Annotated in this window: 23 protein-coding genes; 12 read left to right on the forward strand and 11 right to left on the reverse strand. The window is 68.4% G+C overall.

The genetic code is table 11. The annotated features are described in order from the left end of the window. Window positions 1-57: 57 nt before the first annotated feature. The 3 genes from ABNX41_RS11080 to tnpB form a co-directional block, all read right to left on the reverse strand. A complete protein-coding gene (locus tag ABNX41_RS11080; protein ID WP_438669790.1) occupies window positions 58-1,539 on the reverse strand; it encodes a xylulokinase in 1,482 nt (493 codons plus the stop codon). Beyond that, complete coding sequence (locus tag ABNX41_RS11085; protein ID WP_438669791.1) at window positions 1,532-2,302, reverse strand: tryptophan synthase subunit alpha; 771 nt, start codon at window positions 2,300-2,302, stop codon at window positions 1,532-1,534. Before ABNX41_RS11085 ends, ABNX41_RS11080 begins: the two co-directional genes overlap by 8 nt. 1,110 nt (window positions 2,303-3,412) lie before the next feature. Continuing rightward, window positions 3,413-3,610 (reverse strand): IS66 family insertion sequence element accessory protein TnpB, encoded by a 198-nt coding sequence (gene tnpB / locus ABNX41_RS11090; RefSeq protein WP_438669792.1) that lies wholly within the window; start codon window positions 3,608-3,610, stop codon window positions 3,413-3,415. Window positions 3,611-4,102: 492 nt separating this feature from the next. Here tnpB and ABNX41_RS11095 point away from each other — a divergent pair, with 492 nt between their 5' ends. Beyond that, window positions 4,103-4,231: a hypothetical protein gene (locus ABNX41_RS11095; RefSeq protein ID WP_438669793.1), complete on the forward strand. Its 129-nt coding sequence runs from the start codon at window positions 4,103-4,105 to the stop codon at window positions 4,229-4,231. 1,360 nt (window positions 4,232-5,591) lie between these two features. After that, window positions 5,592-5,837: a hypothetical protein gene (locus ABNX41_RS11100; protein WP_438669794.1), complete on the forward strand. Its 246-nt coding sequence runs from the start codon at window positions 5,592-5,594 to the stop codon at window positions 5,835-5,837. 260 nt (window positions 5,838-6,097) lie between these two features. On the opposite strand, the gene ABNX41_RS11105 is transcribed toward ABNX41_RS11100, so the two are convergent. Beyond that, the gene (locus tag ABNX41_RS11105) at window positions 6,098-6,535 is read right to left on the reverse strand and encodes a hypothetical protein (RefSeq protein ID WP_438669795.1); all 438 of its coding nucleotides are present in this window, start codon (window positions 6,533-6,535) and stop codon (window positions 6,098-6,100) included. Window positions 6,536-6,697: 162 nt separating this feature from the next. Here ABNX41_RS11105 and proS point away from each other — a divergent pair, with 162 nt between their 5' ends. The 7 genes from proS (at window position 6,698) to ABNX41_RS11140 (ending at window position 13,034) form a co-directional block, all read left to right on the forward strand. Continuing rightward, entirely contained in the window at window positions 6,698-8,038 is a 1,341-nt protein-coding gene (gene proS / locus ABNX41_RS11110) for a proline--tRNA ligase (protein WP_438669823.1), read from the forward strand. Continuing rightward, complete coding sequence (locus tag ABNX41_RS11115) at window positions 8,022-8,531, forward strand: DUF2937 family protein (protein WP_438669796.1); 510 nt, start codon at window positions 8,022-8,024, stop codon at window positions 8,529-8,531. The genes proS and ABNX41_RS11115 overlap by 17 nt, the downstream gene beginning before the upstream one ends. A gap of 83 nt (window positions 8,532-8,614) precedes the next feature. Further along, on the forward strand, window positions 8,615-9,280 hold the full coding sequence (gene trhA, locus ABNX41_RS11120) for a PAQR family membrane homeostasis protein TrhA (protein WP_438669797.1): 666 nt from the start codon (window positions 8,615-8,617) through the stop codon (window positions 9,278-9,280). A 190-nt stretch (window positions 9,281-9,470) separates the two neighbouring features. Next, window positions 9,471-10,757 carry a lipoprotein-releasing ABC transporter permease subunit gene (locus ABNX41_RS11125; protein WP_438669798.1) on the forward strand — a complete coding sequence of 429 codons (1,287 nt, stop codon included), beginning with the start codon at window positions 9,471-9,473 and terminating at the stop codon, window positions 10,755-10,757. Next, window positions 10,750-11,424, forward strand: a complete 675-nt coding sequence (locus ABNX41_RS11130) for an ABC transporter ATP-binding protein (protein WP_438669799.1) — start codon at window positions 10,750-10,752, stop codon at window positions 11,422-11,424. Before ABNX41_RS11125 ends, ABNX41_RS11130 begins: the two co-directional genes overlap by 8 nt. Window positions 11,425-11,473: 49 nt before the next feature. Beyond that, window positions 11,474-11,869, forward strand: coding sequence for a c-type cytochrome (locus ABNX41_RS11135; protein WP_438669800.1), 396 nt, complete (start codon window positions 11,474-11,476; stop codon window positions 11,867-11,869). Window positions 11,870-12,077: 208 nt separating this feature from the next. Then, window positions 12,078-13,034: a lysylphosphatidylglycerol synthase domain-containing protein gene (locus tag ABNX41_RS11140; RefSeq protein ID WP_438669801.1), complete on the forward strand. Its 957-nt coding sequence runs from the start codon at window positions 12,078-12,080 to the stop codon at window positions 13,032-13,034. A gap of 30 nt (window positions 13,035-13,064) precedes the next feature. Here ABNX41_RS11140 and ABNX41_RS11145 read toward each other — a convergent pair whose 3' ends face one another. From ABNX41_RS11145 to hisS, 4 genes are all read right to left on the reverse strand, one after another. Next, the gene (locus ABNX41_RS11145) at window positions 13,065-15,035 is read right to left on the reverse strand and encodes a DNA gyrase/topoisomerase IV subunit B (RefSeq protein WP_438669802.1); all 1,971 of its coding nucleotides are present in this window, start codon (window positions 15,033-15,035) and stop codon (window positions 13,065-13,067) included. A gap of 210 nt (window positions 15,036-15,245) precedes the next feature. Then, window positions 15,246-15,953 (reverse strand): ATP phosphoribosyltransferase, encoded by a 708-nt coding sequence (gene hisG, locus ABNX41_RS11150; RefSeq protein WP_438669803.1) that lies wholly within the window; start codon window positions 15,951-15,953, stop codon window positions 15,246-15,248. Further along, the gene (locus ABNX41_RS11155) at window positions 15,950-17,041 is read right to left on the reverse strand and encodes an ATP phosphoribosyltransferase regulatory subunit (RefSeq protein WP_438669804.1); all 1,092 of its coding nucleotides are present in this window, start codon (window positions 17,039-17,041) and stop codon (window positions 15,950-15,952) included. The genes hisG and ABNX41_RS11155 overlap by 4 nt, the downstream gene beginning before the upstream one ends. A gap of 109 nt (window positions 17,042-17,150) precedes the next feature. Next, window positions 17,151-18,623 (reverse strand): histidine--tRNA ligase, encoded by a 1,473-nt coding sequence (gene hisS / locus ABNX41_RS11160; RefSeq protein WP_438669805.1) that lies wholly within the window; start codon window positions 18,621-18,623, stop codon window positions 17,151-17,153. 104 nt (window positions 18,624-18,727) lie between these two features. Here hisS and ABNX41_RS11165 point away from each other — a divergent pair, with 104 nt between their 5' ends. Continuing rightward, on the forward strand, window positions 18,728-18,931 hold the full coding sequence (locus ABNX41_RS11165; protein ID WP_438669806.1) for a SlyX family protein: 204 nt from the start codon (window positions 18,728-18,730) through the stop codon (window positions 18,929-18,931). 180 nt (window positions 18,932-19,111) lie between these two features. On the opposite strand, the gene ABNX41_RS11170 is transcribed toward ABNX41_RS11165, so the two are convergent. The 3 genes from ABNX41_RS11170 to puuE all read right to left on the reverse strand — a co-directional run bounded on the left by ABNX41_RS11170 (window position 19,112) and on the right by puuE (window position 22,126). Next, window positions 19,112-19,606, reverse strand: coding sequence for an ureidoglycolate lyase (locus ABNX41_RS11170; protein ID WP_438669807.1), 495 nt, complete (start codon window positions 19,604-19,606; stop codon window positions 19,112-19,114). A gap of 257 nt (window positions 19,607-19,863) precedes the next feature. Next, window positions 19,864-20,700, reverse strand: a complete 837-nt coding sequence (locus ABNX41_RS11175; protein WP_438669808.1) for a bifunctional allantoicase/(S)-ureidoglycine aminohydrolase — start codon at window positions 20,698-20,700, stop codon at window positions 19,864-19,866. Window positions 20,701-20,710: 10 nt separating this feature from the next. Beyond that, window positions 20,711-22,126 (reverse strand): allantoinase PuuE, encoded by a 1,416-nt coding sequence (puuE, locus tag ABNX41_RS11180; protein WP_438669809.1) that lies wholly within the window; start codon window positions 22,124-22,126, stop codon window positions 20,711-20,713. Between the two features lie 152 nt (window positions 22,127-22,278). On the opposite strand from puuE, the gene uraH reads away from it, so the two are divergent. After that, window positions 22,279-22,638: a hydroxyisourate hydrolase gene (uraH, locus tag ABNX41_RS11185; protein WP_438669810.1), complete on the forward strand. Its 360-nt coding sequence runs from the start codon at window positions 22,279-22,281 to the stop codon at window positions 22,636-22,638. Between the two features lie 108 nt (window positions 22,639-22,746). Continuing rightward, complete coding sequence (locus tag ABNX41_RS11190; RefSeq protein ID WP_438669811.1) at window positions 22,747-24,249, forward strand: hypothetical protein; 1,503 nt, start codon at window positions 22,747-22,749, stop codon at window positions 24,247-24,249. Window positions 24,250-24,287 lie beyond the last annotated feature (38 nt).

The raw sequence follows: 24,287 nt of genomic DNA on the forward strand, positions 1-24,287 counted from the left end.
GTTCCTTCCTGTCTTGTTGTTCTGGTCTGGCTGGTCTGGGTCAAGGTGCGGAGGTGGTCAGACGGGTGCCGCCATCATGGCGCGCATCGGGTGCAGCGCGTCAATGGCCTGGCCATAGGCCGCGAACATCCGGTCATAGCGCGGCCGCATGGTCGGATCCGGGGTGAAGACCCGTTCGATATTGGTCATGGCGGGCACGGCATCGGCCATATGGGCATAGCGGCCCACACCTACCGCGGCCATGATCGCCGCGCCAAGGCAGCCGATATCGGCATGGGCCAGACGGTGCAGGGGAATACCCAGACAATCGGCGCGGATCTGGCTCCAGAGATCGGATTGCGATCCGCCACCGCCATAGAGCAGATGCCGGGGCGTAAAGCCGGCGGCCTGTTTCAGCGCGTCCAGCAGCAGGCGCGACGACAGCGCCACCCCCTCCAGCACCGCAAGCGCGGCCTCTGCCGGGCCGGAGCGGCTGTCCAGCCCGATGAAGGCGCCGCGGGTCTCGCTGTCCCATAGCGGCGCGCGCTCGCCTTCCAGATGCGGCAAGAACAGCACGGGGTTGCCGCGACGGTCGGCCTGTGCGGCAAGGCGCGGCACGTCAAGCGGGGCGATATTCGCGATATTCGCCCACCAGCGCAGGCAATCGGCGCCGCTTTGGGTGGGCCCGGCATGGACCACCATCTTCTCGACGGTCGGGAAGGTCACGACACCGGGGGCGGTGGTGCGGCGATCCCCGGCAATGGCGAGGATCTCGCTCGTGCCGCTCATGTACATACCCTGGCCGGGACGGAAGACCCCGCAGCCGAAGAGATTGCCCCAGGCGTCCATTGTCCCGGCGACCACGGGAACCTCATGCCCGGCGATCAGCGTGGTCCCCACGGTCTGAGTCATCGCTTGCAGGGGCGGCAGCCGCTGCGCCGCGCCCGGAACCCGCGCCAGCATCCCCGCGACATAGCGGTGGTCCGCGCCGACCTGTCCCCAGGCGGCGATCGGATCGGCCAGCGCGCGGCCGGTCAGATGGAACAAGCAGTAGTCCTTGGGCGTCAGCACATGGGCGCAGCGGGCCCAAAGCCCGGGGTGGTGGCGCGACAACCACAGCATCTTGGGCAGAACATGGCTGGGGCCGACCGGCACGTCCATCCCCTCGCCCCACCACTCGGCGCGGTCCTGGGCGGTGAAACCAGCGACCAGCTCTGCCGCTTCGGCCTGGGACCGCAGGTCCTGCCAGACGATTGCGGGCATCAGCGGGCGGCCCAGATCATCGACGAAGACATCGGTGTTCACTTGGCTGCAAAGGCCAAGCGCGGCGATGCGCGATGGCTCGATGGCTGCGGTCAGTTCCTCCAGGCCCTCGCGCAGGCCGCGCATCCAGTCTTCGGGATCCTGTTCAACCAGGCCGGGGCCCGGGCGATGGGTCGGATAGGGACGGCTGAAGCTGGCCAGAACCTGTCCGGTCTGGTCGAAAAGGCCGCCCTTCACCTGGGTGGTGCCAATGTCAAAGCCGATGAACACCGGCTTTCGTGGCATGCTGTCAGCCATCAAGGCCACTCCTTAGCTCGGTCAGAACCCGGGCCAGCACTTTCGGCCCGTCCAGCGCCGCCCGCAAGACCGCCGAGCCGACAACAACCCCGTCTGCCCCCATCGCGCGCATCTCGCGCGCCTGATCGCCGGTGCCGATACCGAAACCGGGCAGGATCGGCGCGGTGACGCCGCTTGCGCGCAGATCGGCGATGCGGGCGGCATTCCCCGGATCGATGCCGCTGCGCGTGCCGGTAACGCCTTCGACCGCCTGGAGCATCACGTAATAGCCCGCCGCTTGCGCCGCCTTCCGCCCGGCGGGGCTGACCGGCAGCGGCACGAAGGCGGAAAGCGGCAGACCGGCGCGCTGCGCTGTCGCTTCGATCTCTGGCAAGCTGCGGCTTTGCGCGGTGGCGACGACCAGCGCCGATTGCAGCCCGGCCCAAAAGGCCGGATCTCGGCGGCCTGGATGATCGGGATCGTCATAGCTCATCAAAAGCGCGGCGGGTGGTGTGGCATGAAGGGCCAGCCGGGTCAGCACGAGGTCCAGATCCGCGCGTGCCCGCCCACGATCCGCCCGCGCCATCGACGCCCGCACCTCGGCCCCGTCCAGGGCGGGATTGGCCGAGGCAAGGCCGATTTCGATCACATCCACCCCCGCATCCGCATAGACATCCAGCAGCGCGACCGGCACGGCCGGATCTCCCAGCGGGAAATAGCAGCTCAGGATCGGCGCGCGCAGCGGGCGGGCAAGGAAGGGTGTGTCGGGGGCGGTCTGCTTCATTCCGGTGATCCGGGGGCGGGGCCCCACATGGCGCGACATGGCGCTTTTCGGATCCTGTCATAGCAGCGGGTGGCGGATGTGCCAGAGCCTTTGCGTCGGCCAATTGCCCCGAGTTCCGGCAAAGGGGATGCGAATGCCTGCATGCCCTGCGCCGCGACCGACAATATGGTGCTGGCTTCGCTTTGTTCCGCGCGGCCGATCTGATCGGCGCAAAGCCAGCCGCATCGAGACGGAAAGGCAGAGCCCGATAACCAGCATCACCGACAAGCTCGCCGCCGCGGCACCGTTCCCGCGCGATGCCCTTATCGGTATTGGCCCTTCGAACTGCCGCCCGGACTGGTTCCCATAAGTCGCGACGACGCTATCGCGTCAGCGCCGTGGCCGCGACCAGGTTGCGGGCCTTCGGCGGGTCCGAAGGCCGGATTCTGATTTCCCTCTGGCCCGACTGTTCGCGAAAATGGTTTGGAGTGGCAGGTCTCGAACCTGCGGCCCCGGCGTCCCGAATGCCGCGCCGCCGAGGACCGTGGTCACGCCGGGTCCGAGACAGCGCAGGAAGGCCTCCCGGCTAGGAAGGCCGAGGCAAGCCGCAGCGCGAGCGAGACCCGCACGGGGGTAGGCTTGGGCCGATCAGCATCCTTGTCCCGCTGAGGCTCACCGAAGTCGATGTCGTAACCTTTGGCGCCGGTCCGCGCCTTTGCCTCTGCCGCCGGGGGCGGTTCACCCGTCGGCTCTGCTTCCCCGGCCGGTTCGGCATCCGGGGCGACGGGGACAACGTCGCGGGAATAGGCGGCGTAGCGATCGGACTTTTGCGACAGGGACCAGGCAGGCGGTGCAGCACCTCATTTGCATAGGCCTGGGCAGGGGAAGATCCGGGATCGGACAGGATTGACCTTTCAAGGGAAAACAGGGGGCGACCCATGGCGGGGGCCGCAGGGCGATGGGTTCGGGCAGGTGGGCGGGCCCCCGAGGGGAAGGAGGGCCAGTGCTGCCGCGCAGGCACGATTGCCCGCCAGGCGATGCCCTTGAACAGCGTTTTCATCTGCACCGGCGTCAGGGCCACTGGCCCTTCCCGCGGCTTCGGTCAGGTGAGGCGCTTGCGCTCCATCCGCTTCATGGTCGGCACCGGGCCGGTGCCGTCCCGGACCAGGGTTTCAGCTTGTCGGCGCTGCGCGACCGCAAGACGTAGATCGCGCGGTCGAAGGGGGCGAGGTCGAAGTGACTGGCGACATGGGCTGCCAACCCGTCCATACCCTTGCGGAAGTCGATCGGCTCGGCGGCGAGGAAGATGCGGAAGCTGGCGGGCGGCAAGATTATTGCGAAGCCCTCACAGCGCGCAACACCTCGGCCAGATGCGTGGCGGGGGCGCCGGGCGGGACCGCGATCTCCGTGTCCCCAATTCTGATACGCAGATCGGTCGTGCCGACGGCGGTCGCGGTCGGCGGGCCAGTGCTGTCGCCTGGAAGGGTCGGCTCCATGAAGCCCAGTTCTGGTCTCTTCGGCATTCCAGCCTGAACCATTTGGCAACGAGGGATTCGCTCCTGCCGATCTCGTGGGCGACATCGACGATCCTGCTGCCGACACCCATGCGCCCGGCGGGCCGGAGCCTTGATCTCGTCAGGCCGGTAGCGGGCCGTCGTTGGGAGGGCAATCCCCCGGACAGGATCTCGCTCGATACGCTCTCGTCCGGCATGGCCGTCTCCACGACAAGATAAGGGAGATGTATGTAAAATATTGATTTTTATTGATTTTGTTCCGATTGTGGGGGTTGCGCTTTTTGCCTTCGGTGCAGGTGCCCAGAAGATGATCTATACGACGAATGCCGTTGGCTCGCCGAACCGGATGCTGGGGAAGATCTTGAAAACCAAGAGCTCGTTCCCGACCGAGGAGGCCTCCACGAAGCTGATTTACCCCGCCGCTCGCAACTTCTAGATGAGCGCCCACGCAGTTCGCAAATGGGTTGCGGTCGGCAATCGGCTGACCCCCGTAGTCGGCTGGCTATAGTGCCTGCAGGGGGGATGCCTGACTAATGTATCTGAAGCGGTATGGGTACGAGCGGATACACAGAGGTTGAGACACCCTCGTTTCGGGCCATTGCCATCGACAGCAACGAGGTAGAGCATTTCCCGGCCACCCTCGCCCATCTGCGGGCCGTTGCCGTCGCGGAGCCTGCTGGTCGTAAGGTGCGGGCAGGGGCGAAGGAGCGGGTGGCGCCCCTGGGGAGGAGACCGTCGCAGCGGCAGGTTTGCGGCTCCGAGGAATGTGGGAAACGGCCTGCTGCGTCCGATGCGGAAATCGGCGGGTGGGGGATCGTGACTGGATTTCGAAATCCCGCGAGGGAGTTGGCCTTCGGCCTTTTGGTCGACGCGGAGGGGGATTGCGCGACATTCGTCTGCGATAGGACTTTGGAAATTGCGATGGACGTCGGCAGGGATCCCCTTTGAGGCGGATGGCCTGGAGATGGACAGCGAGAAGGCGGAGGATGCGGAAGCGCAGGGCGGGAAGACGCTTGGCGGGCAGGCGGATGGGGAGAATGCGGCTAGCGAGGCAGGGGCCGGGCGAGGGGAGGTTTGGGGGAGGGCGCTTGGCGGGTAGGCGGATGGGGAGGACGTGACCAGCGAGGCGAGCGCCGGGCGAAGAGGCAGAGTGCGGGGATACTGTGGCGGGGGCGGATAGCAAGAAAGCAGACTGCGAAGCAGGCACAGGGCGGGGGGGGGCGTGATAGGCAAGCTGATGGGGAGGGTGCGGACAGCGAGGTGGCCGATATCGCCGATCGGGGCGTTTCCGGTGGGTCGGGGATATCTGGAGCGGTGATTTCAGACGATCCGCCTCGGACATCGGATCGGTCTGCCTGGGATCAGCCTTCACCGGATCAGCCTCGTAGCGAGACAGGCGCATTTGCGGCTGCGGGTTCGCTGCGTTTGAGGCTATGATCCGGGGGAGAAATCCGGCGATCTTCCGCAAAGCCGTCGGGGTGGTTCGTTGAGCGGCCCCTCCGGATCGTCCCAGATTAGCTCTCGGATGGCGCTTTGGGAAAGCCCGATGACAGATCTTGGATAGCCGCCGAACATTGGATAGCCGCCGAACAGTCGCCCGGAGAACCTAGCCAGACCGCCTTTGCCGGACGGCCTCTTGCCTCGGGGAGGGATGCTCGCCAGTCTGTCGGTCCTGCGGTCCTGCGGTCCTGCGGTCCTGCGGTCCTGCGGTCCTGCGGTCCTGCGGTCCTGCGGTCCTGCGGTTCGGGCCCGGATACTGTCTTCCAACCCCCTGTTCTGAAAGGATGACCGGAGCGATGAAGTTCCTCGACCCTGACGATCCATTCTTCCGTTCTCCGGTTGCGCGCTGGCTGACGGTCTTGTTCCCGCTGGGCTGGGGCGGGGTCGAGATCTGGTTCGGCGCGCCCTGGTGGGGCGCGGCTTTCATCGGGATCGGCCTCTATGCCGGGATCAGGTTGCTGGGGCCGAAGGCCGGAACCGGAAGCCGCGGCGCCGGGGGTGAGGCCGGGCCGAAAGACGACCGCTCCGATCCGCCGGGCTGAGCGGTTTGTCCTCTTCCGGCGGGCGCTGTCTGGCCTTCGCCGTCCGCGTGGGCTGAGGCGCCAAGCCGGAACAGGACGGCGGACCACAGGACGGTGAACCGGGACAGGGGGGCAGGCCGGAGCGGGCCCAGGGGGGACGGGCCCAGGGGGGGCGGGCCCGGATGGTCCCGGCCAGGAAGGGGGGGCAACTTCGGTATCCGCCAGCCCCGCATGCCCCGATCCCGGATTCGCCATGCCGGAGCCGACAGATCCAGGGCCGGTCACCCTGGTTCCGCCATGTCCGAACCGGCCGCGTCCGAATCCGAGGATGCGTCCGGGCTGCGCCGTCGCCGCGCGCCTCTGCCCGCGGCCGCTGTCTTGGGTATTGTCCGGGGCGCCATCCTGGACGGCGGCGGTGCGCGCGGGCAAAAGACCCGGCCCCGCATCTCTCCGCTGTCGCCCTGCAACCAGGCCTCGCGCAGCCGACAGCCGGTCAGCTCCGGGATCAGCGCGATCATCGTCGCGCGGATCTGCTGGTGCTCCCCCGGTTTTGCATGGCCGAGACGGATGATCTCGACCCTGTTGTCCTTCAGGAACAGCACATAGTCGCGCCCGTCGCGCCGCGCCTCGAACCGCTCGGCGCCGGACATATGCGGCGCGGGCTGCGCCCCGCAGGCGGCCAGCAGAAGCATAAGAAGGGCGGCGGGCAGGGCGTTCATCCCGCCAGTCTTGCAGGAATTAGTTAATCCTTGGTTCACGACCGCCCCCGGCCTGAGGCCCAGATCGAAGCGCAGGCCGGTGCGCCGACCCTCGGACGGGAATGTTGCCGATCCCGCCCGAACCGGCTAGGAACGGCGCAACCGTTTCCCATGAGGCCAATGATGCGTCTGTCGCGCTACTTCCTGCCTGTCCTGAAGGAAAACCCGGCCGAGGCGCAGATCGTCTCGCACCGCTACATGCTGCGCGCGGGCATGATCAAGCAGCAGGCCGCCGGGATCTATTCCTGGCTGCCCCTGGGCCTGCGGGTCCTGCGCCGGATCGAGCAGATCGTGCATGAGGAACAGGTGCGCGCGGGCCATATCCCGCTCTTGATGCCGACGCTGCAACCCGCCGATCTGTGGCGCGAATCCGGCCGCTACGACGATTACGGCCAGGAAATGCTGCGCATCAAGGACCGGCACGAGCGCGACATGCTCTACGGCCCGACCAACGAGGAGATGATCACTGACATCTTCCGCAGCCATGTCAGCAGCTACAAGGACCTGCCGCTGACGCTCTACCACATCCAGTGGAAATTCCGCGACGAGCTGCGGCCGCGCTTCGGCGTGATGCGCGGGCGCGAGTTCCTGATGAAGGACGGCTACAATTTCGACGTCGACCGCGACTCTGCGCTGCATGCCTACAACCGCCATATGGTCAGCTACCTGCGCACCTATGAGCGGATGGGCCTGACCGCGATCCCGATGCGCGCGGCCTCGGGCCCGATCGGCGGTGACAACACCCATGAATTCCTGGTGCTGGCCAATACCGGCGAGAGCGAGGTCTTCTACGACGACCGGGTGACCGGGCTGAAACTGGGCGCGCGCGCGGTGGATTACGACGACCGTGCGCAGGTCGAGGGCATCTGCGGGGAGTTCACCACGCTCTACGCCCGCACCGACGAAACCCATGATCCGGCACTGTTCGAGACGGTGCCCGAGGCGCATCGCAAGGTCGGGCGCGGCATCGAGGTGGGGCAGATCTTCTACTTCGGCACCAAATATTCCGACGCCATGGGCGCGACCGTGGTCACCCGCGACGGCAGTCGCGTGCCGGTCGAGATGGGCAGCCACGGCATCGGCGTCTCGCGCCTTCTGGGCGCGATCATCGAGGCCAGCCACGACGACAAGGGCATCATCTGGCCCGAGGGCGTGACGCCCTTCCCGGTGGGGATCGTCAACCTCAAACAGGGCGACGGGGCGGCGGATGCGGCCTGCGCGGCGCTGGAAAAGGCGCTGCTGGCCCGGGGGCTGGAGCCGCTTTACGACGACCGCGACGAACGGGCGGGGGCGAAATTCGCCACCATGGACCTGATCGGCCTGCCCTGGCGCATCACCGTGGGCCCGCGCGGCCTGGCCAATGGCGTGGTGGAGCTGACCTCGCGCCGCACCGGCGCAAGCGAGGAACTGAGCCCCGAGGCCGCGGTCGAGCGGATCGCCGCGATCTATGCGGAGCATCCCTGACGTGGCCTTCGGTCGGATCCTCGTTCTGGCCGGATCGCTTGCGGGGGGCGTGGGCTTGTCGCAGTTTCCCGAATTCTCGCAGCAATATCTGCAACGCCTGGCGGGGCAGGTCGATGCCCTGGGCGAGGTGGTGCGCGACTTCGACGCCTCGGCCGCGCGCAACGGGCTGACGCGGGAGGCGGCGCTGGCCCAACTGACCGGCACCCCGTTCCTGGAGGACCGGCAGCGCGACCTGCGCCGCAGCTTCCTGCGCCATGCCCGGCTTTCCGACAATCTCATGGCCCTGCGCGAGGCCTCGCCGCTTCAGCGCATGACGATGCCGCAGCGGCTGGGGGATGCCGAGACGCTTTCGGCGACCTGGCAGGACTACCGCCCGGCGGTTCCGGCCACGCTTGACGGGGTGACGGCGGCGGGGGTGGGCTTTGTGGGCGGCGGCGGGCTTCTGGCCGCGCTTTGGGGGCTGTTGCGCCTGCCGTTCCGGCGTTTCGCCTGACCTCACGTCATCTTGAGCGCGGGATTGCCCGCAAACGCGGGTCGGGTCATGCTTTCTTGACCTTTTTCCAGCAAGATGACGCCATGACTCTGCCAGAACACCATTACCGCATCCTCAAGCGCCTGCCCTCGACCGGAGAGATCCTGGCCGACGGCATCGTCCATGCGCTGGCGCTTCTGGCCGGGATGATCGCCTTTCCGCTGCTGCTGTCGCATGCGCTGAACCATTCCGGCCTCGGCGTCTTCGCGGCGCTGACCGTCTATGCCGCGGGCTTCTTCCTGATGTTCGGCTTTTCGCTGGCCTATAACATGGCGCCGCCCTCTGCGGTGAAATGGCTGCTGCGGCGGTTCGACCATTCGATGATCTATGTGATGATCGCGGGCACCTATACGGCGGTGCTGGTGCATCTGGAAAGCCCGGCCTGGGCCTGGGCGATCGGCGGCGTGGTCTGGCTGGGGGCGCTGGTCGGGATCCTGGTCAAGGTGGCGCTGCCGGGGCGCTACGACCGGCTGTCGATCCTGGCCTATATCCTCTTGGGCTGGGTGGGGGCGGTGGCGGTGGTGCCGGTCTCGGCGGCGCTTCCGGCGGTTTCGCTGTGGCTGCTGGTGGCGGGCGGCCTGACCTATGTCCTGGGCGTGGCCTTCCATCTGTGGGAGCGGCTGCGGTTCCAGAATGCGATCTGGCATCTTTTCGTGGCCATCGCGGCCGGGCTGCATTTCGCGGCCATCGCGGTTTCGGTCGCGGCCTGAGCCGGTTCCGGCGGGAGGGCCGGGCGCGCCCGGGGGAAGGGGATGAGGCTCTGAGGGCACCGCTCGACCGCGCTTCGCCAGGCCGGGGCGGCGGCGACCCGCACGCGGCCCCTCGCCGCCGCAGGGCGCGCTTCCTTGACCTTTCCCGCCGCCCGGGCCAGTTTCGCCAAAAATCGGAAAGCCCGGGCAGATGGCCGCAACGACTCGACCCTTCTCCGCCTTCGAATGGATGATCGCCTGGCGCTATCTGCGCGCCCGCCGCGCCGAGGGCGGGGTCAGCACCATGACCTGGATCAGCCTGATCGGCATCACCCTGGCGGTTTTCGCCCTGATCGTCACGCTTGCCGTGCGCGCGGGCTTTCGCGACGAATTCGTCGGCACGATCACCGGCGCCAACGGCCATGTCTCGGTCTATACCACCGACCGCATCGACGAGAGCGGCCAGCGCATCCGCGGCTTTGCCGATTTCGAGGCGGTGCGCGCGCGCATCCTTGAAATCCAGGGCGTGACCCGCGCGGCGCCGCTGGTGAAGGGCCAGGTGTTCCTCAGCGACGGCGACCGCGGCGCCGGGGCCGAGGTGCATGGCATCCACCCCGAGGATCTGGCCTCGATCCCCCGGGTGGGCGAGGGCATCGCCGCGCGCGGCGAGATCGCCGATTTCCCGCGCGGCATCGCGATTGGCCTTGGCATCGCGCGCGACCTCGGCCTTTCGGTGGGGGACCGGGTGCGGGTGATCTCGCCCACCGGGGTGCGCACCGCCATGGGCACCAGCGCGCGGCAGAATGCCTATGAGGTGGTCTATATCTTCTCCTCCGGCCGCTACGACATCGACAAGACCCGGGTCTACCTGCCCTTCGATGAGGCGCAGAGCTTCTTCAACCGCGAGGGTTTCGCCGACGAGATCGAGGTCTCGGTCACCGACCCCGAAGAGGTCGCCCGCTACGGCCTGCCGCTTTTGAACGCCGCCGGGCCGGATGCGCTGCTCTGGACCTGGCAGGACAGCGCGGGATCCTTCCTGCGGGCGCTGGATATCGAGGACAACGTGATGTTCGTCATCCTGTCGATCCTGGTGCTGATCGCATCGCTGAACATCGTCTCGGGGCTGATCATGCTGGTGAAGAACAAGGGGCGCGACATCGGCATCCTGCGCACCATGGGCCTGACCGAGGGCGCGGTGCTGCGGGTCTTCTTCATCTGCGGCGCCTTCACCGGCGTGATCGGCACGGTGGCGGGTGTGGTGCTGGGGGTGCTCTTCGCGCTGAACATCGACCAGATCATGAGCCTGGTGAACTGGATCAACGGGGCCGAGGTCTGGGACCCTTCCATTCGCGGCATCTACAGCCTGCCCGCGCGATTGCAGCCGGGCGACGTGCTGTCGGCGGTGGGGCTTTCGCTGGGGCTGTCCTTCGTGGTGACGATCTTCCCCGCCCGCCGCGCCGCCCGCATGAACCCGGTGGAGGCCCTGCGCTATGAGTGACGCGCTTTTGCTCGACGGTATCGAGAAGGGCTACAACCCCGGCCGCCCCAATGCGGTCGAGGTGCTGCGCGGCGCCTCGCTTTCCGTGGCGCCGGGCGAGGTGGTGGCGCTGGTCGCGCCCTCGGGCGCGGGGAAATCCACGCTCTTGCACATCGCGGGGCTGCTCGACACCCCCGACCGGGGCCGGGTGGTCCTGGGCGGGCGCGAGATGGCGGGGCTCTCGGACCGCGCCCGGACCGAGGTGCGGCGCGGCGAGGTCGGCTTCATCTACCAGTTCCACCACCTGCTGCCCGAATTCTCGGCGCTGGAGAATGTGGTGATCCCGCAGCTTGCCAATGCCGTGCCCCGGCGCGCGGCCGAGGCGCGGGCGCGGATGCTGCTTGAGCGCGTGGGCGTGGGCGCGCGCGAAGATCATCGTCCCGCCGCCCTTTCCGGGGGCGAGCAGCAGCGGGTCGCCTTCTGCCGGGCGCTGGCCAACGGCCCGCGCCTCCTGCTGGCCGACGAGCCGACCGGGAACCTCGATCCCGCCACCTCGGACCGCGTCTTCGCCGCTTTGGTCGATCTGGTGCGCGAGACGGGGATGGCGGCGCTGATCGCCACCCACAACCTTGATCTCGCGGCGCGGATGGACCGGATCGTGCGGCTGGAAGCGGGGCGCGTGGTCTGATAGGCCCGGGCCTGTCCCACGCAGCCCCAAGACAGCCCCGGAGGAAAACATGCGCATCTGGATCGCGGCTTTGCCGCTGCTTCTGGCCGCCTGCCTGCCCGAACGCGACCGCCCGACCGGGCGCGCCGATTACGCCACCTTCTGCGCCGCCTGCCATGGCGCCTCGGGGGCGGGGGACGGCACGCTTGCGACCGATCTGATCGCGAGGCCCGCCGATCTGACCCGGCTGAGCGCGCGCAACGGCGGCACGTTCCCGAAGACGGCGGTCATGGCCAAGATCTGGGGCTACGCCGAGGGAACCGGCCATGGCGAGGCGGTCATGCCCCAGTTCTCGGCGCTCCTCGATTCCGATCTGGTGCCCTATGACGGCGGCGACGGGATCGCGACGCCGACGCCGCTGCGGCTGGTGCAGGTCTCGGAATATCTCGAATCCCTGCAACGCTGAGCCCCCTGGGCGCAGGGCGCGTTTGGCGCAAGGGGCGGCACGACCGCATGGGCGCGTGGCCTGCATGGGGGTGCGCCTAAAGGGCCCCCGCGCCCTGCACAATCGCGCGACGGCCGCCGCCTTCGGGCAAAAAAATGCCCGTGGGTTCTTGCCTGTGCGGCAGAAAGCCTTTCCTCTGGGGGGTAACAAAAAGAGGGGGGCGAAAACCATGGCCCGGATCGAGCAGGCGCCGAAATCCTGGAAACGTTTCATCTGGCCGGTGATCGGCGCGCTGGCGATCGTGATCTCGTTCTGGCTGCTGGCGCGCGAATTGCGCGGCATTTCCCGGGCCGAGCTTTGGGCCGGGATCGGCGCGCTTCAGGCCTGGCACTGGGGGCTGATCGCGCTTTGCACCATCGGCTGCTACTTCACCCTGGCGCTTTACGACCAGATCGCGCTGAATCACCTGGAAAAGCGGCTGAATTTCGTCTTCGTCGCGCTGTGTTCGCTGACCACCTACGCTTTGGCCCACAATATCGGCGCCTCGGCCTTCACCGGGGCGGTGATCCGCTATCGCGCCTATAGCTCCAAGGGGCTGAGCGGGGCCGAGGTCGGGATCCTGGTCACCTTCTGCTCCTTCACCTTCTCGCTGGGGGTGATGATCCTTCTGGGCGTGGCCTTTCTGTTCAGCCCGGGGCTGGAGGACCGCTTCGCCGAGGCGCTGTCGCCGGTTCTGGTGCGCTGGCTGGCCTTCGGGCTCCTGGTGCTGATCGGGCTTTATCTGCTGGGCAGCGCGCTTGGGCTGCGGCCCCTGCGGATCCGCAGCTTCACCGTCTCTTACCCGCGCCTGCCGGTGGCCTTGCAGCAGATCACCGTCGCGCCGGTCGAATTGCTGTTCGCCGCGGGGATCCTTTATTTCGCTTTGCCCGATGCCGGAAATCCCGGCTATCTGGTGGTGATGGGGGTCTTCGTCGTGGCCTTCGCGCTGGCGCTTTTGTCGCATGCGCCCGGGGGGCTTGGTGTGTTCGAGCTTGCGGTGCTGACCGCGCTGCCGGAATTCGAGCCGGAGGAGGTTCTGGCGGCGCTGATCGTCTTCCGGCTGTTCTATTTCATCCTGCCGCTGATCCTGTCCCTGATCGTGGTGGCGATCTTCGAACACGGGCAGTTGCGCGACAGGCGGGGGTAGGCGCCCCCGCCCCCGCCACCGGCAGGCAGGTCAGACGTCCAGCTCTTCGACGAAACGGGCGTTTTCCTGGATGAACTGGAAGCGCAGCTCGGGCTTCTTGCCCATCAGCCGTTCGACCAGATCGCCGGTGGATCCGCCCTCGTCCTCGTCGATCGAGACCCGGATCAGCTTGCGCGTCTCGGGGTTCATCGTGGTGTCCTTGAGGTCCTTGGCATCCATCTCGCCCAGGCCCTTGAACCGCTGGACGTCGATCTTTCCCTTGCCGCCCAGGCCCTTGGCCAGCCATTCCTCTTTCTCGGCATCGTCGGCGACGTAAAGGCGGCGCGCGCCCTGGGTCAGCCGGTAAAGCGGCGGGCAGGCCAGATACAGGTGGCCCCGGTCGATCAGCGGTCGCATCTGGGTGAAGAAGAAGGTCATCAGCAGGCTGGCGATATGGGCGCCGTCCACATCGGCATCGGTCATGATGATGATCTTGTCGTAGCGCAGGTCGTCGACGCGGAACTTCGCCCCCATCGAGACGCCGAGCGCCTCGCAGATGTCGCGGATCTCGGCATTCTCGCCCAGCTTCGACGAGGCCGCGCCCAGGACGTTCAGCACCTTGCCGCGCAGAGGCAGAAGCGCCTGGAACTTGCGGTCGCGCGCGCCCTTGGCGCTGCCGCCGGCCGAATCGCCCTCGACGATGAACAATTCCGTGCCCGAGCGGTTCGAGGCCGAGCAATCGACCAGCTTCCCCGGCAGCCGCAGCCGCTTGGTGGCGGATTTGCGCTGCGTTTCCTTTTCGGCCCGGCGGCGCAGCCGTTCCTCGGCGCGCAGCACCAGGAAATCCAGGATCGCGCCCGCCGATTTCGGATCGGCGGCCAGCCAGGTGTCGAAATGGTCGCGCACCGCGCCCTCGACCCATTTCGCGGCCTCTTCGGTCGCGAGCCGGTCCTTGGTCTGGCCGACGAACTGCGGCTCGCGCACGAAGACCGAGATCAGCGCGCAGCCCCCGGTCAGCATGTCCTCGCGGGTTATCTGGTCGGCCTTGCGGTTCTTGACCCGGTCGCCATAGGCGCGGATCCCCTTCAGGATCGCCGACCAGAAGCCCGATTCATGGGTGCCACCCTCGGGCGTGGGCACGGTGTTGGTGTAGGACCAGATGAACCCGTCGCGCGCGGGCGTCCAGTTGATCGCCCATTCGACCGAGCCGGGGACGCCGAACTTCTCGCGGAACGAGACCTTGCCCGCGAAGGGCTTCTCGGCATAGGTCGAATCCTTCGACAACTGCTCGGTCAGATATTCGCCAAGCCCGCCGGGATAGTGGAAGGTGGCCTCCTGCGGCATGTCGCCGTCGGGGATTGCCGATTTCCAGCGGATCTCGACCCCCGAATAGAGATAGGCCTTGGAGCGCACCGCCTTCATCAGCCGCATCGGCTTGAAGCTTTGATGGCCGAAGATCTCGGGGTCGGGGTGGAAGATGACGGTGGTGCCGCGCCGGTTGGGGGCGGGGCCGACCTTTTCCACCGGACCCAGCGGCTTGCCGCGCGAGAATTCCTGGACGTAAAGCTCGCGGTTGCGCGCGACCTCGACCCGCATGTGGTCCGAGAGCGCATTGACCACCGAAGAGCCGACCCCGTTCAGCCCGCCCGAGGTCTCATAGGCGTCGCCGTTGAACTTGCCGCCGGCGTGCAGCGTGCAAAGGATCACCTCAAGCGCGGATTTGCCGGGGAATTTGGGATGCGGATCGACAGGGATGCCGCGCCCGTTGTCGCGGATCGAAAGCGCGCCATTGGCCAGCAGTTCGACCTCGATCCGGTTGGCATGGCCCGCCACCGCCTCGTCCATCGAATTGTCGAGGATCTCGGCCGCAAGGTGGTGATAGGCGCGTTCGTCGATGCCGCCGATATACATGCCGGGCCGCATGCGGACCGCTTCGAGCGGCTCCAGAACCTCGATCGACGAGGCGTCATAGGTCTGGGCCTGCGCAGAGGCAAGAAGGTCGCCGGAATCGATGGGGGACATGGGCTGCTCTTGTCGTTGGTCGCGCCCATTAGACCATTTCCGGCGGCAGGGACGCAAGGGATGGTGGCGCCCCGCCCCGGCGGGGGCGAGGATTGGGGGCGCGGGAGGGGGGCTGCGCCCATGGCGGGGGCAGTTTCGCCCGGAGGCGGCCCCGGGGCAGGCGTGTCCGCCTTCCACGGCGATCGGGCGCGGCGCGTTCCCGCGCCGGGATCACAACCCGGCGGGCGGCGGCGCGCCAAGCCGGCCGGCGAGGGCGGCGAGCGTGGCGCGCGCCTCTTCCCACGGCGCGCGCCGCGCGGCATAGAGCGTGGCCTGGCTCTGGTGGATCAGCCCGTCCGAAAGGATGCGCAGGTGGTTCGCGCGCAAGGTCTCGCCGGTCGAGGTGATGTCGGCCACCGCCTCGGCGGTCATGTTCTTCACCGTGCCCTCGGTCGCGCCCTGGCTGTCGACCAGCGCGTAATCGGCGACGCCGCGCCCGGTCAGGAATTCGCGCACCAGCCGGTGGTATTTGGTGGCGATCCGCAGCCGGTGGCCATGGGTGGCGCGGAAGGCGGCGGCGGCGGCGTCCAGATCGTCCAGCGTCTCGACATCGATCCAGGCATTGGGCACGGCGATGATCAGATCGGCATGGCCGAAGCCCAGGGGGCGCCACTCGGCCACGCAATCCTGCCACCCGGCCAGCTTCTCGCGCACGAGGTCCGAGCCGGTCACGCCCAGATGGATCCGGCCCGCCGCCAGTTCGCGCGGGATCTCGCCCGCCGAAAGCAGCACCAGCTCGGCCGCCTCCAGCCCCTCGATGGCGCCGGAATATTCGCGCTCGTTCTCGCCCTTGCGCATGGTGACGCCGTGGGCGCCGAACCAGTCGAAGGTCTTTTCCATCAGCCGCCCCTTCGAGGGCACCCCGATCTTGAGCATCACTTTCCCCTCAGCCTGGCCGCGAGTTCGGGGCGGATGATCCCCCCCACGGCGGGGATCGAGCGGCCCTGGCCCAGCACCCGCGTCAGCGCGTCGTAGCGTCCGCCCGAGGCCACCGGCGGCAGATCCCCGGGGCCTTGCAGCGAGAAGACGAAGCCATCGTAATATTCCAGCGTGGTGCGGCCGTGGCTCGCCTCGAAGGGCAGGCTGTCGACATCGACGCCGCGCGCCGCCAGCGCGTCGAGCCTGCGGGCGAAGACCTCGATCGCGGGGGCGATCGCGGGCAGCATCGGCGCGATGCCGCGCAGATGGGTCAGCGCGGCCCGGGCGGGGGCCTGAAGCGACAGCAGATCGTAAAGCAGCGCCGCCTCGGGCGCCTCGATCGGCGGGGTCGCGGCATCCTCGATCAGGGCGCGGGCGCGGGCGGCGATATCCTCGGCGGTGCGCAGCCCGACGAGGGGGCCCGCCGCCTCGACCAGCGCCTCCGCGCTGTCCGAGCCGAGGCGCTCAAGCAGCGCGCGCCGCGCGGGCGGCATCGGCGCGCGGCCCGCGAAACGGTCGAGCAGCGCGCGGAACCTTTGCGGGCGCCACAGATGGCGCAAGAGCGCGGCGCGCCGCGCTTCCGAGGTCGAAAGCCCGCGCACGGCGGCCATCAAGATGCCGATGTCCCCGGTCAGAACCCGCAGCGGCAGGCCGCCCAGCAGGTCGGAAAACAGCGCGAAGACCTCGGCATCGGCCTCGGGCGCGGCGCGGTCGAAGACCTCGTATCCCACCTGCAGGTATTCGCGCGCGCGCAGGTCGGGCTGTTCCTGGCGGCGGAAGACCTTGCCCCTGTAGGCATAGCGCGCCGGTTCGGCGCCGTTCGTCATATGGGCCAGAACCACCGGGACGGTGAAGTCGGGGCGCAGCATCATCTCGCCGAAGACGGGGTCGGCGGTGACATAGGCGCGGGCGCGGATATCCTCGCCGTAAAGGTCGAGAAGGGTCCCGGCGGGTTGCAGGATCTCGGTCTCGACCGGCGCGGCGCCGGTGGCGAGAAGGGCGGCGTAAAGCCGTTCGGCCTCGGCGCGGGTGGCGGGTTTTTCGGGCATTCGGGTTTCCGGGGAGGGCGAGGATTCGGGCGGCGTTTCCGGTGAGGTTTCCGGGGATTTTCGCAGGGATTTTTCCGGGGATTTTTCCGTGGACTTTCCCGGGGGCGTTTCAGGATGCGAGCATCCGATGCACCGCCTGGACCAGATCGGCGCGCGCCACCTCGGTCTGGGCGGGGCGGTCCTTCCATTCGGCCAGGGTCGCATTCTCGGCGATCCGGGCACCCAGGACCAGGTCCTTGAGCACGACGACCCCGCGCGCGGCCTCGTCCGAGCCCTGGATCACCGCCACCGGCGCGCGGCGCTTGTCGGCATATTTCAACTGGTTGCCGAAGTTCTTCGGATTGCCCAGATAGACCTCGGCCCGCAGGCCCGCGGCGCGCAGCTCGCCCACCATGGCCATGTAATCACCCATGCGGTCGCGGTCCATCACGGTGACGACGACGGGGCCCGCGGCTTCCTGGCCGATGCGGCCCTTGGCGCGCAGCGCGGCCAGCAGCCGGTCGACCCCGATGGAAATGCCGGTGCCGGGCACGGTCTGGCCGGTGAAACGCTTGACCAGATCGTCATAGCGCCCGCCGCCCGCGACCGAGCCGAAACTGCGCTTGCGGCCCTTTTCGTCGAGAATCTCGAAGGTCAGTTCGGCCTCGAACACCGGGCCGGTATAATAGCCAAGGCCGCGCACGACGCCGGGGTCGATCTCGATCCGGTCCGGCCCGTAGCCCTGGGCGGCCAGGAGCGCGGCGATGGTTTCCAGCTCTTCCACTCCCTCGCGCCCGACCTCCGAGGATCCGACCAACTCGCGCAGCCGCGCAAGCGTCCCCGCGGTGCTGTCGCGTTTCGCGGCGACGAAACCCATGATCACATCGGCCTCGGCATCGCCCAGGCCCGCGCCCTTGGTGAAATCGCCCGACTCGTCCTTGCGGCCCTCGCCCAGAAGGGCGCGGACGCCCGCCGCGCCCAGCCGGTCGATCTTGTCGATGGCGCGCAGCACGATGCCGCGCGCCTCGGCCTTGTCGTCGCCCGAAAGGCCCGCGACCTCCATCACCCCGTTCAGCACCTTGCGGTCGTTCACCTTGATCACATAATCGCCGCGCGGGATGCCCACCTCTTCCAGCGCATCCGAGAGCATGGCGCAGATCTCGGCATCGGCCGCGACGCTGGCCGCGCCCACCGTATCGGCATCGCATTGGTAGAACTGGCGAAAGCGGCCGGGCCCGGGCTTTTCGTTGCGCCAGACCGGCCCCATCGCATAGCGCCGGTAGGGCGAGGGCAGGTCGTTGCGGTATTGCGCCGCGACCCGCGCCAGCGGCGCGGTCATGTCGTAGCGCAGCGCCATCCAGCTTTCGTCCTCGTCCTGCCAGGCGAAGACGCCCTCGTTGGGGCGGTCGACATCGGGCAGGAACTTGCCGAGCGCCTCGACCGTCTCCACTGCCGAGGTTTCCAGCGGATCGAAGCCGTAGCGATGATAGACCGCCGCGATCGCATCCAGCATCTGCTTGCGTTCGGTGACTTCCGCGCCGAAATAGTCGCGGAAGCCCTTGGGCGTTTCGGCCCTGGGACGGCGGATCTTGCCTTCGGACATGGGAAATCCCCTGATATCGGTCGGGGCTTCCCATATCGGATGGGGGCGCAGGCGGCAAGCGGGGCGCGTGTGTGGGTGCGGGCCCGGCGGGGATGGAGACGGGAATGGCGGACAGGCTTGACGGGATCGAGGAGCGGCTGGCGCATCTCTTGCGCGCGGTCGAGGATCTGTCGGACGTGGTCGCGCGCCAGGCGGGCGAGATCGAGGTGCTGACCCGCCGGGTGCGGCTTTTGCTGGAGCGCGAGGCCGAGCGCGAGGCGTTCGGCCCCGAGGCGCCGCCCGCGAACCAGCCCCCGCCGCATTGGTGAGGCGGGCGGGCGCGCCCGGAATGGCAGGTGCCCGGGGACGCTGGCGGCTGGTGTGCCGGGGGGGGTGGCGGGCTCGCGCGCCGGGTGCTGGCGGCATCACGCGGCCGCGCAGGATAGGCCGGGCGCAAGGATCGGCGATCGGCATGCCGGGTGAGGCCCTCGCCCGGGCGGCCTGGCCCGTCAGGCGGCGGGCGGCAGCACGCGCCAGGGCGCGGGATAGTGGTATTCCTCAAGATTGGCGGTCGGGCCGATCCGGTCCACCACCGCGAAAAGCCCCGGCGCATGCAGCGGCGTCAGCACCCCGTGCCAGGTGCCGCGATGCAGGTTGATCCCCTGTGCGCCGCTGGTGACGAAGGCCTGCGGCCGCGTCCCGGGGCCATCGGCGACGATCACCAGGAAAGGAAGCGCCGAAAGCGGCAAGAAGGCCTGGCTGCCCTCGGGGTGGCGCTCGATCATGTCGAAGACATAGGGCAGGGCGCGCGGTTCGGCGTCGAAGATCGACAGGCCCGCGCGCCCCGCCGCCGCGCCTTCGGCGCCGAAATCGAGCCGGGCGAGATCGTGGTGGCGGCGGCACAGCCCGGCATTGATCAGGCGGAAATCGCCCGCGGCCTCCAGCACGTCGCCATAGGGGGCGAAATCGGCGGCGGTGAGGGGGCGGGGGTGGATATCCTGCATCCGACGCTCCTTGTTTCTGAACGGGGTTGTTCGGGGGACGGGGGCGGCCCGGGATATGCGGGCCCGAAGGGGGCGGGTCTTGGCGGGTCTGGTCCGGGCAGGTCTGGAGGGCAGGTCTGGGGGACGGGTCTGGGAGGGGCGGGGCCGAAGCGGTTGGGGAGACGGGGCCGAGGGGGGGTGAGGCGGGGGCAGGCCGCCCTTGCGGAGCCCCGGGCCGCGAGGCCCGGAGCGTGCCGAGTGCGCCCCCCCCCGGGCGGCTAGCGCCCGAAGGCGCCGGGGCCGCGCAGCCGGGCGTGGCGGTTCACGTCCTTGTAAAGCAGGTAGCGGAACGGCCCCGGCCCCCCGGCATAGCAGGCCTGCGGGCAATAGGCGCGCAGCCACAGGAAATCCCCGGCCTCGACCTCGACCCAGTCGCGGTTCAGCCGATAGACCGCCTTGCCCTCCAGGATATAGAGCCCGTGCTCCATCACATGGGTTTCCTCGAACGGGATCAGCCCGCCGGGCTGGAAGGTGACGATGTTCACATGCATGTCGTGGCGCATGTCGAAGGGATCGACGAAGCGGGTGGTGGCCCAGGCCCCCCGGGTGCCAGGCATGGCGGCGGGCGAGACATGCTGTTCGTTGGTCACGAAGGCCTCGGGCAGGGGCACGCCCTGCGCCGGTTCGTAAAGCTTGCGGATCCAGTGCAGCGTCACCGGCTGGCGGGTGGGGTTGCGCAGGCTCCATGCCGCGCCGGGGGGCAGATAGGCATAGCCGCCGGGGGCCAGCGGATGGACCTTGCCGTCGAGCGTCAGCAGCGGGCGGCCGTCGGTGACGAAGAGGACGGCCTCGGCCCCCGCCTCGGGCTCGGGGCTGTCCGAGCCGCCCTCGGGGTCGATGGTCAGGACATATTGCGAGAAGGTCTCGGCAAAGCCGCTCATCGGCCGGGCGATCACCCAGAAATGCGTCCGGTCCCAGCCCGGCAGGTAGGAGGTGACGATATCCGTCATCACCCCGCGCGGGATCACGGCATAGGATTCGGTGAAGACGGCGCGCCCGGTGTGCAACGCGGTCTGGGGGGGCAGGCCGTCGATCGGCCCGGCATAGCTGCTCATCTCGTCTCTCTCACGGCAGGATGTCGTTCAGGCGCAGGGCTGCGATCCGCTCCACCTGCGCGCAGGCGGCGGCGAATTCGCGGGCGCTGTCATTGGCGATCCGGGCCTTGAAGGCGGCCAGGATCGACTGCTTGGTATTGTCGCGCACGGCGATGATGAAGGGAAAGCCGTGGCGCGCGACATATTCGGCGTTCAGCGCCTGAAAGCTTTCGCGCTCGGCGTCGGTCAGCGCATCCAGCGCGGCCGAGGCCTGTTCGGCCGTGCTTTCCGCCGTCAGCCGCCGGGCCTGGGCCAGCTTGCCCGCAAGGTCGGGATGCGCGCGCAGGACGGCCAGGCGCTCTTCCGCGCTGGCCGAGCGGAAGACCCGCGCCAGCGCATTGGCCAGGCCTGCGGCGCTGTCATGCGCGGGCCCGAGTTCCAGGTCGAAGGCGCGGTCGGCGACCCAGGGCGAATGTTCGTAGATGCCCCCGAAGCGGGCCAGGAAGCGGGCGCGGTCCATCGCGCTCGGCCGTTCGAACCGGGCGGGGGGATGCGTCTTGCGCCAATGTTCGGCGATGTCGATGCGGCGGGGGAACCAGACGCCCTCATGGCTTTGGGCGTAGTCGAGAAACCGCGCCAGCCCCGCCACCTTGCCGGGCCGCCCGATCAGCCGGTTGTGCAGCCCGATCGAGAACATCTTCGCGCGGCCCTCCGCGCCCTCGGCGTGAAGCGTGTCGAAACTGTCCTTGAGATACTGGAAGAACTGTTCGCCGGTGACATAGCCCGGCGCGGTGGCGAAACGCATGTCGTTCGCCTCCAGCGTATAGGGGATCACCAATTGGTCGTGATCGCCGAATTCGGCCCAATAGGGCAGGTCGTCGTCATAGGTGTCCGAGATCCAGGCGAGGCGTCGGGTCCCGGCGGTCAGGCGGACGGTGTTCATCGAGCAGCGCCCGGTATACCAGCCCTGCGGGGGGGCGCCGGTCACCTCGTGATGCAGGCGGAAGGCCTCGGCGATCTGGCGGGCCTCCTCCTCCTCGGGCATGTCGCGATGCTCGACCCATTTCAGCCCGTGCGAGGCGATCTCCCACCCGGCGGCCTGCATCGCCCCGACCTGTTCGGGATTGCGCGCAAGCGCGGTGGCGACGCCGTAGACCGTGACCGGGATCCCGCGCGCGGTGAACAGGCGGTGAAGCCGCCAGAACCCCGCCCGCGCGCCGTAGTCGTAGATAGATTCCATGTTCCAGTGCCGCTGGCCGGGCCAGGGCTGGGCCCCCGCGATGTCGGAAAGGAAGGCCTCGGACTGGCCGTCGCCATGCAGGATGTTGTTCTCGCCGCCCTCTTCGTAGTTCAGCACGATCGAGACGGCGATCCGCGCGCGCCCGGGCCAGGCGGCATCGGGTGGGTTCGGGCCGTGGCCGCGAAAATCGCGGGGGTATCGGTTCATGGCATTCCTCATCTTCCTGCCGCGACAATAGGCGGGCCGGGGCGCACGCGCTTTCAAGAATTGCGAGAAGGTGCTTTGACGGCAAGCGAATGTCGCTTTCGGCGCCCATTCGTGTTTGGCTGGCGGCCGGTTCGGCAGGATGGAGCGATGAAATGACGGGCGGCAGGCTGACAACCCATGTTCTGGACACCGCGCGCGGCAAGCCCGCCGCCGGGGTGCGGATCGCGCTTTACCGCATCTCGGGGCAAAGCCACCGCAAGATCGCCGAGGCGGTGACCAATGCCGATGGGCGCACCGACCAGCCGATGCTGGCGGGCGCGAAACTGACCCCGGGTAGCTATGAGTTGGTCTTCTTCGCGGGCGACTATCTGCGCGAAAGCGGCCAGGCCGGGGGCGAGGTGCTGTTCCTGGACCAGATCCCGATTCGCTTCGGCATTCCCGATGCGGGGCAGCATTACCATGTGCCGCTGCTGATCTCGCCCTTCGCCTATTCGACCTATCGCGGCTCCTGATCCCCGGGGGCGGTGAAGGGGAAGGTCATGAAGCCGGCACTTGCGGTCGGCGGCCAAAACGGGTCTGTTGCGCGCGCATCGACCACAGCCCCAGGGGAGGCCCAGCCCGTGCTTCATTTCCGTAATTTCGCCGTCGCACCGGCGTTTGTTCTTCTGATGGGGGGCACCGCCCATGCCGCGTTGACCGCGGATCAGATCTGGCAAGGCTGGCAGGATTCGGCCGCCGCAGTGGGGATCGCGCTTTCGGCGGCGACGGAATCGCGCGGGGACGGGGTGCTCACGCTCAACGGGCTGCGAATCGGCCTTGTCGGCCACGACGAGGCCGCGACGGTCTCTTTCCTCACGCTGACCGAGGTCGGCGACGGTTCGGTCCTGATCGAACCGGGCGATTCGATCTCCTTCGCGCAGGAGGATGATGGCCTTTCGGCGACGGCGGAACTGACCCATGAGGGATTCGCGCTGGTCGCCTCGGAGGGCGAGGCGGGCGCGATCCATTACGATTTCGCAGCCGATACGCTGGAGGTCAACTTCTCGGCCGAGGCCGAGGGCTATTCCTTCACCGACGAGCCCGCCCAGCCCCTTGTGACCGGGGGCGCCATGAGCTTCACCGATCTGGCGGGCCGCTACAGCGACACCCCCGGCGCGAACCGGGTCTTCGACCTGGCGGTGGCGGTGGCGGGCGTCAGCTATGAGATCAGCAGCGAGGATCCCAATTTCGGCAGCAGCAGCCATACCAGCAGCGAGACCGAGGATGTGACGCTGGGGGCCAGCCTGACCCTGCCCTCGGGCATCGCGCTGACCGAGATCGAATCGGGCGCGCAATTCTCCACCGCCCTGCGCGAGGGGCTGGCGCTGTCGATGGCGGGCAGCCAGGGCGTCTCGGTCGCCACCAGCCACGAGGCGAACGAATTTTTCCCGATGGAGGTCTCGGCCACCGGCCAGCCCGGATCCTGGGCCTTCGTCGCCGATCAGGAGCGGATCGCGCTTGAGAGCGAGAGCGAGGGGCTCAGCTTCCAGCTCAACATGCCGGAACTGCCTGCGCCGCTGGAACTGACCATGGGCACCGCCCGGTTCGACATGCTGGTTCCGGTCATTACCGGGGGCGAATCCGGGGATTACGCGCTGAGCTTCTCGATCGTCGATATCCTGGCGAGCGATGCCGCCTGGGACATGTTCGATCCCGAGGGGGTGCTGCCGCGCGATCCGGCGGCGCTGAACGTCGACCTGTCGGGTAGCCTGGTGGTCGACCTGCCGGACTTCCTGGTCGGCGGCGATGCGAGCGTGGCCGAGCCGGTGCTCGAAAGCCTCGACATCGCGGATATTTCCGTGAGCGTGGCGGGCGCGGCGCTTCAGGCCGTGGGCGCCTTCGTCTTCGACAACAGCCTCGGCACGCCCGTCCCGAACGGCGAGGCGGACGTCACCCTGACCGGGGCCACGGGGTTGATCGCGGGGCTTTCCGCGCTCGGGCTGATCTCGGAGATGGATGCCGCCATGGCGAGCGCCATGATCGACGCCTATATGGTGCCGGGCGACGCGCCCGACAGCCTGGAGGCCAGGATCGAGATCGACGAGAACGGCATGGCCTTCGTGAACGGCCAGCCGCTGCAATAGGCCGGGGCCGGTCTGAACGGCCGGGGCGGTCGCGGGCC

The organism is Pseudogemmobacter sonorensis, from assembly GCF_042762395.1.
GTDB classification, from domain to species: Bacteria; Pseudomonadota; Alphaproteobacteria; order Rhodobacterales; family Rhodobacteraceae; genus Pseudogemmobacter; species Pseudogemmobacter sonorensis.

Excerpts from the sequence above, each read along its gene's own strand:
- ABNX41_RS11080 (WP_438669790.1), bottom strand. The coding sequence starts at position 1,539 with ATGGCTGACAGCATGCCACGAAAGCCGGTGTTCATCGGCTTTGACATT.
- ABNX41_RS11085 (WP_438669791.1), bottom strand. The coding sequence starts at position 2,302 with ATGAAGCAGACCGCCCCCGACACACCCTTCCTTGCCCGCCCGCTGCGC.
- ABNX41_RS11125 (WP_438669798.1), top strand. The coding sequence starts at position 9,471 with ATGGCCGCAACGACTCGACCCTTCTCCGCCTTCGAATGGATGATCGCC.
- trhA (WP_438669797.1), top strand. The coding sequence starts at position 8,615 with ATGACTCTGCCAGAACACCATTACCGCATCCTCAAGCGCCTGCCCTCG.
- proS (WP_438669823.1), top strand. The coding sequence starts at position 6,698 with ATGCGTCTGTCGCGCTACTTCCTGCCTGTCCTGAAGGAAAACCCGGCC.
- ABNX41_RS11105 (WP_438669795.1), bottom strand. The coding sequence starts at position 6,535 with ATGAACGCCCTGCCCGCCGCCCTTCTTATGCTTCTGCTGGCCGCCTGC.
- puuE (WP_438669809.1), bottom strand. The coding sequence starts at position 22,126 with ATGAACCGATACCCCCGCGATTTTCGCGGCCACGGCCCGAACCCACCC.
- ABNX41_RS11170 (WP_438669807.1), bottom strand. The coding sequence starts at position 19,606 with ATGCAGGATATCCACCCCCGCCCCCTCACCGCCGCCGATTTCGCCCCC.
- ABNX41_RS11155 (WP_438669804.1), bottom strand. The coding sequence starts at position 17,041 with ATGCCCGAAAAACCCGCCACCCGCGCCGAGGCCGAACGGCTTTACGCC.
- hisS (WP_438669805.1), bottom strand. The coding sequence starts at position 18,623 with ATGTCCGAAGGCAAGATCCGCCGTCCCAGGGCCGAAACGCCCAAGGGC.
- uraH (WP_438669810.1), top strand. The coding sequence starts at position 22,279 with ATGACGGGCGGCAGGCTGACAACCCATGTTCTGGACACCGCGCGCGGC.
- ABNX41_RS11130 (WP_438669799.1), top strand. The coding sequence starts at position 10,750 with ATGAGTGACGCGCTTTTGCTCGACGGTATCGAGAAGGGCTACAACCCC.
- ABNX41_RS11165 (WP_438669806.1), top strand. The coding sequence starts at position 18,728 with ATGGCGGACAGGCTTGACGGGATCGAGGAGCGGCTGGCGCATCTCTTG.
- ABNX41_RS11175 (WP_438669808.1), bottom strand. The coding sequence starts at position 20,700 with ATGAGCAGCTATGCCGGGCCGATCGACGGCCTGCCCCCCCAGACCGCG.
- ABNX41_RS11100 (WP_438669794.1), top strand. The coding sequence starts at position 5,592 with ATGAAGTTCCTCGACCCTGACGATCCATTCTTCCGTTCTCCGGTTGCG.
- ABNX41_RS11095 (WP_438669793.1), top strand. The coding sequence starts at position 4,103 with ATGATCTATACGACGAATGCCGTTGGCTCGCCGAACCGGATGCTGGGG.
- ABNX41_RS11115 (WP_438669796.1), top strand. The coding sequence starts at position 8,022 with ATGCGGAGCATCCCTGACGTGGCCTTCGGTCGGATCCTCGTTCTGGCC.
- ABNX41_RS11145 (WP_438669802.1), bottom strand. The coding sequence starts at position 15,035 with ATGTCCCCCATCGATTCCGGCGACCTTCTTGCCTCTGCGCAGGCCCAG.
- ABNX41_RS11135 (WP_438669800.1), top strand. The coding sequence starts at position 11,474 with ATGCGCATCTGGATCGCGGCTTTGCCGCTGCTTCTGGCCGCCTGCCTG.
- ABNX41_RS11140 (WP_438669801.1), top strand. The coding sequence starts at position 12,078 with ATGGCCCGGATCGAGCAGGCGCCGAAATCCTGGAAACGTTTCATCTGG.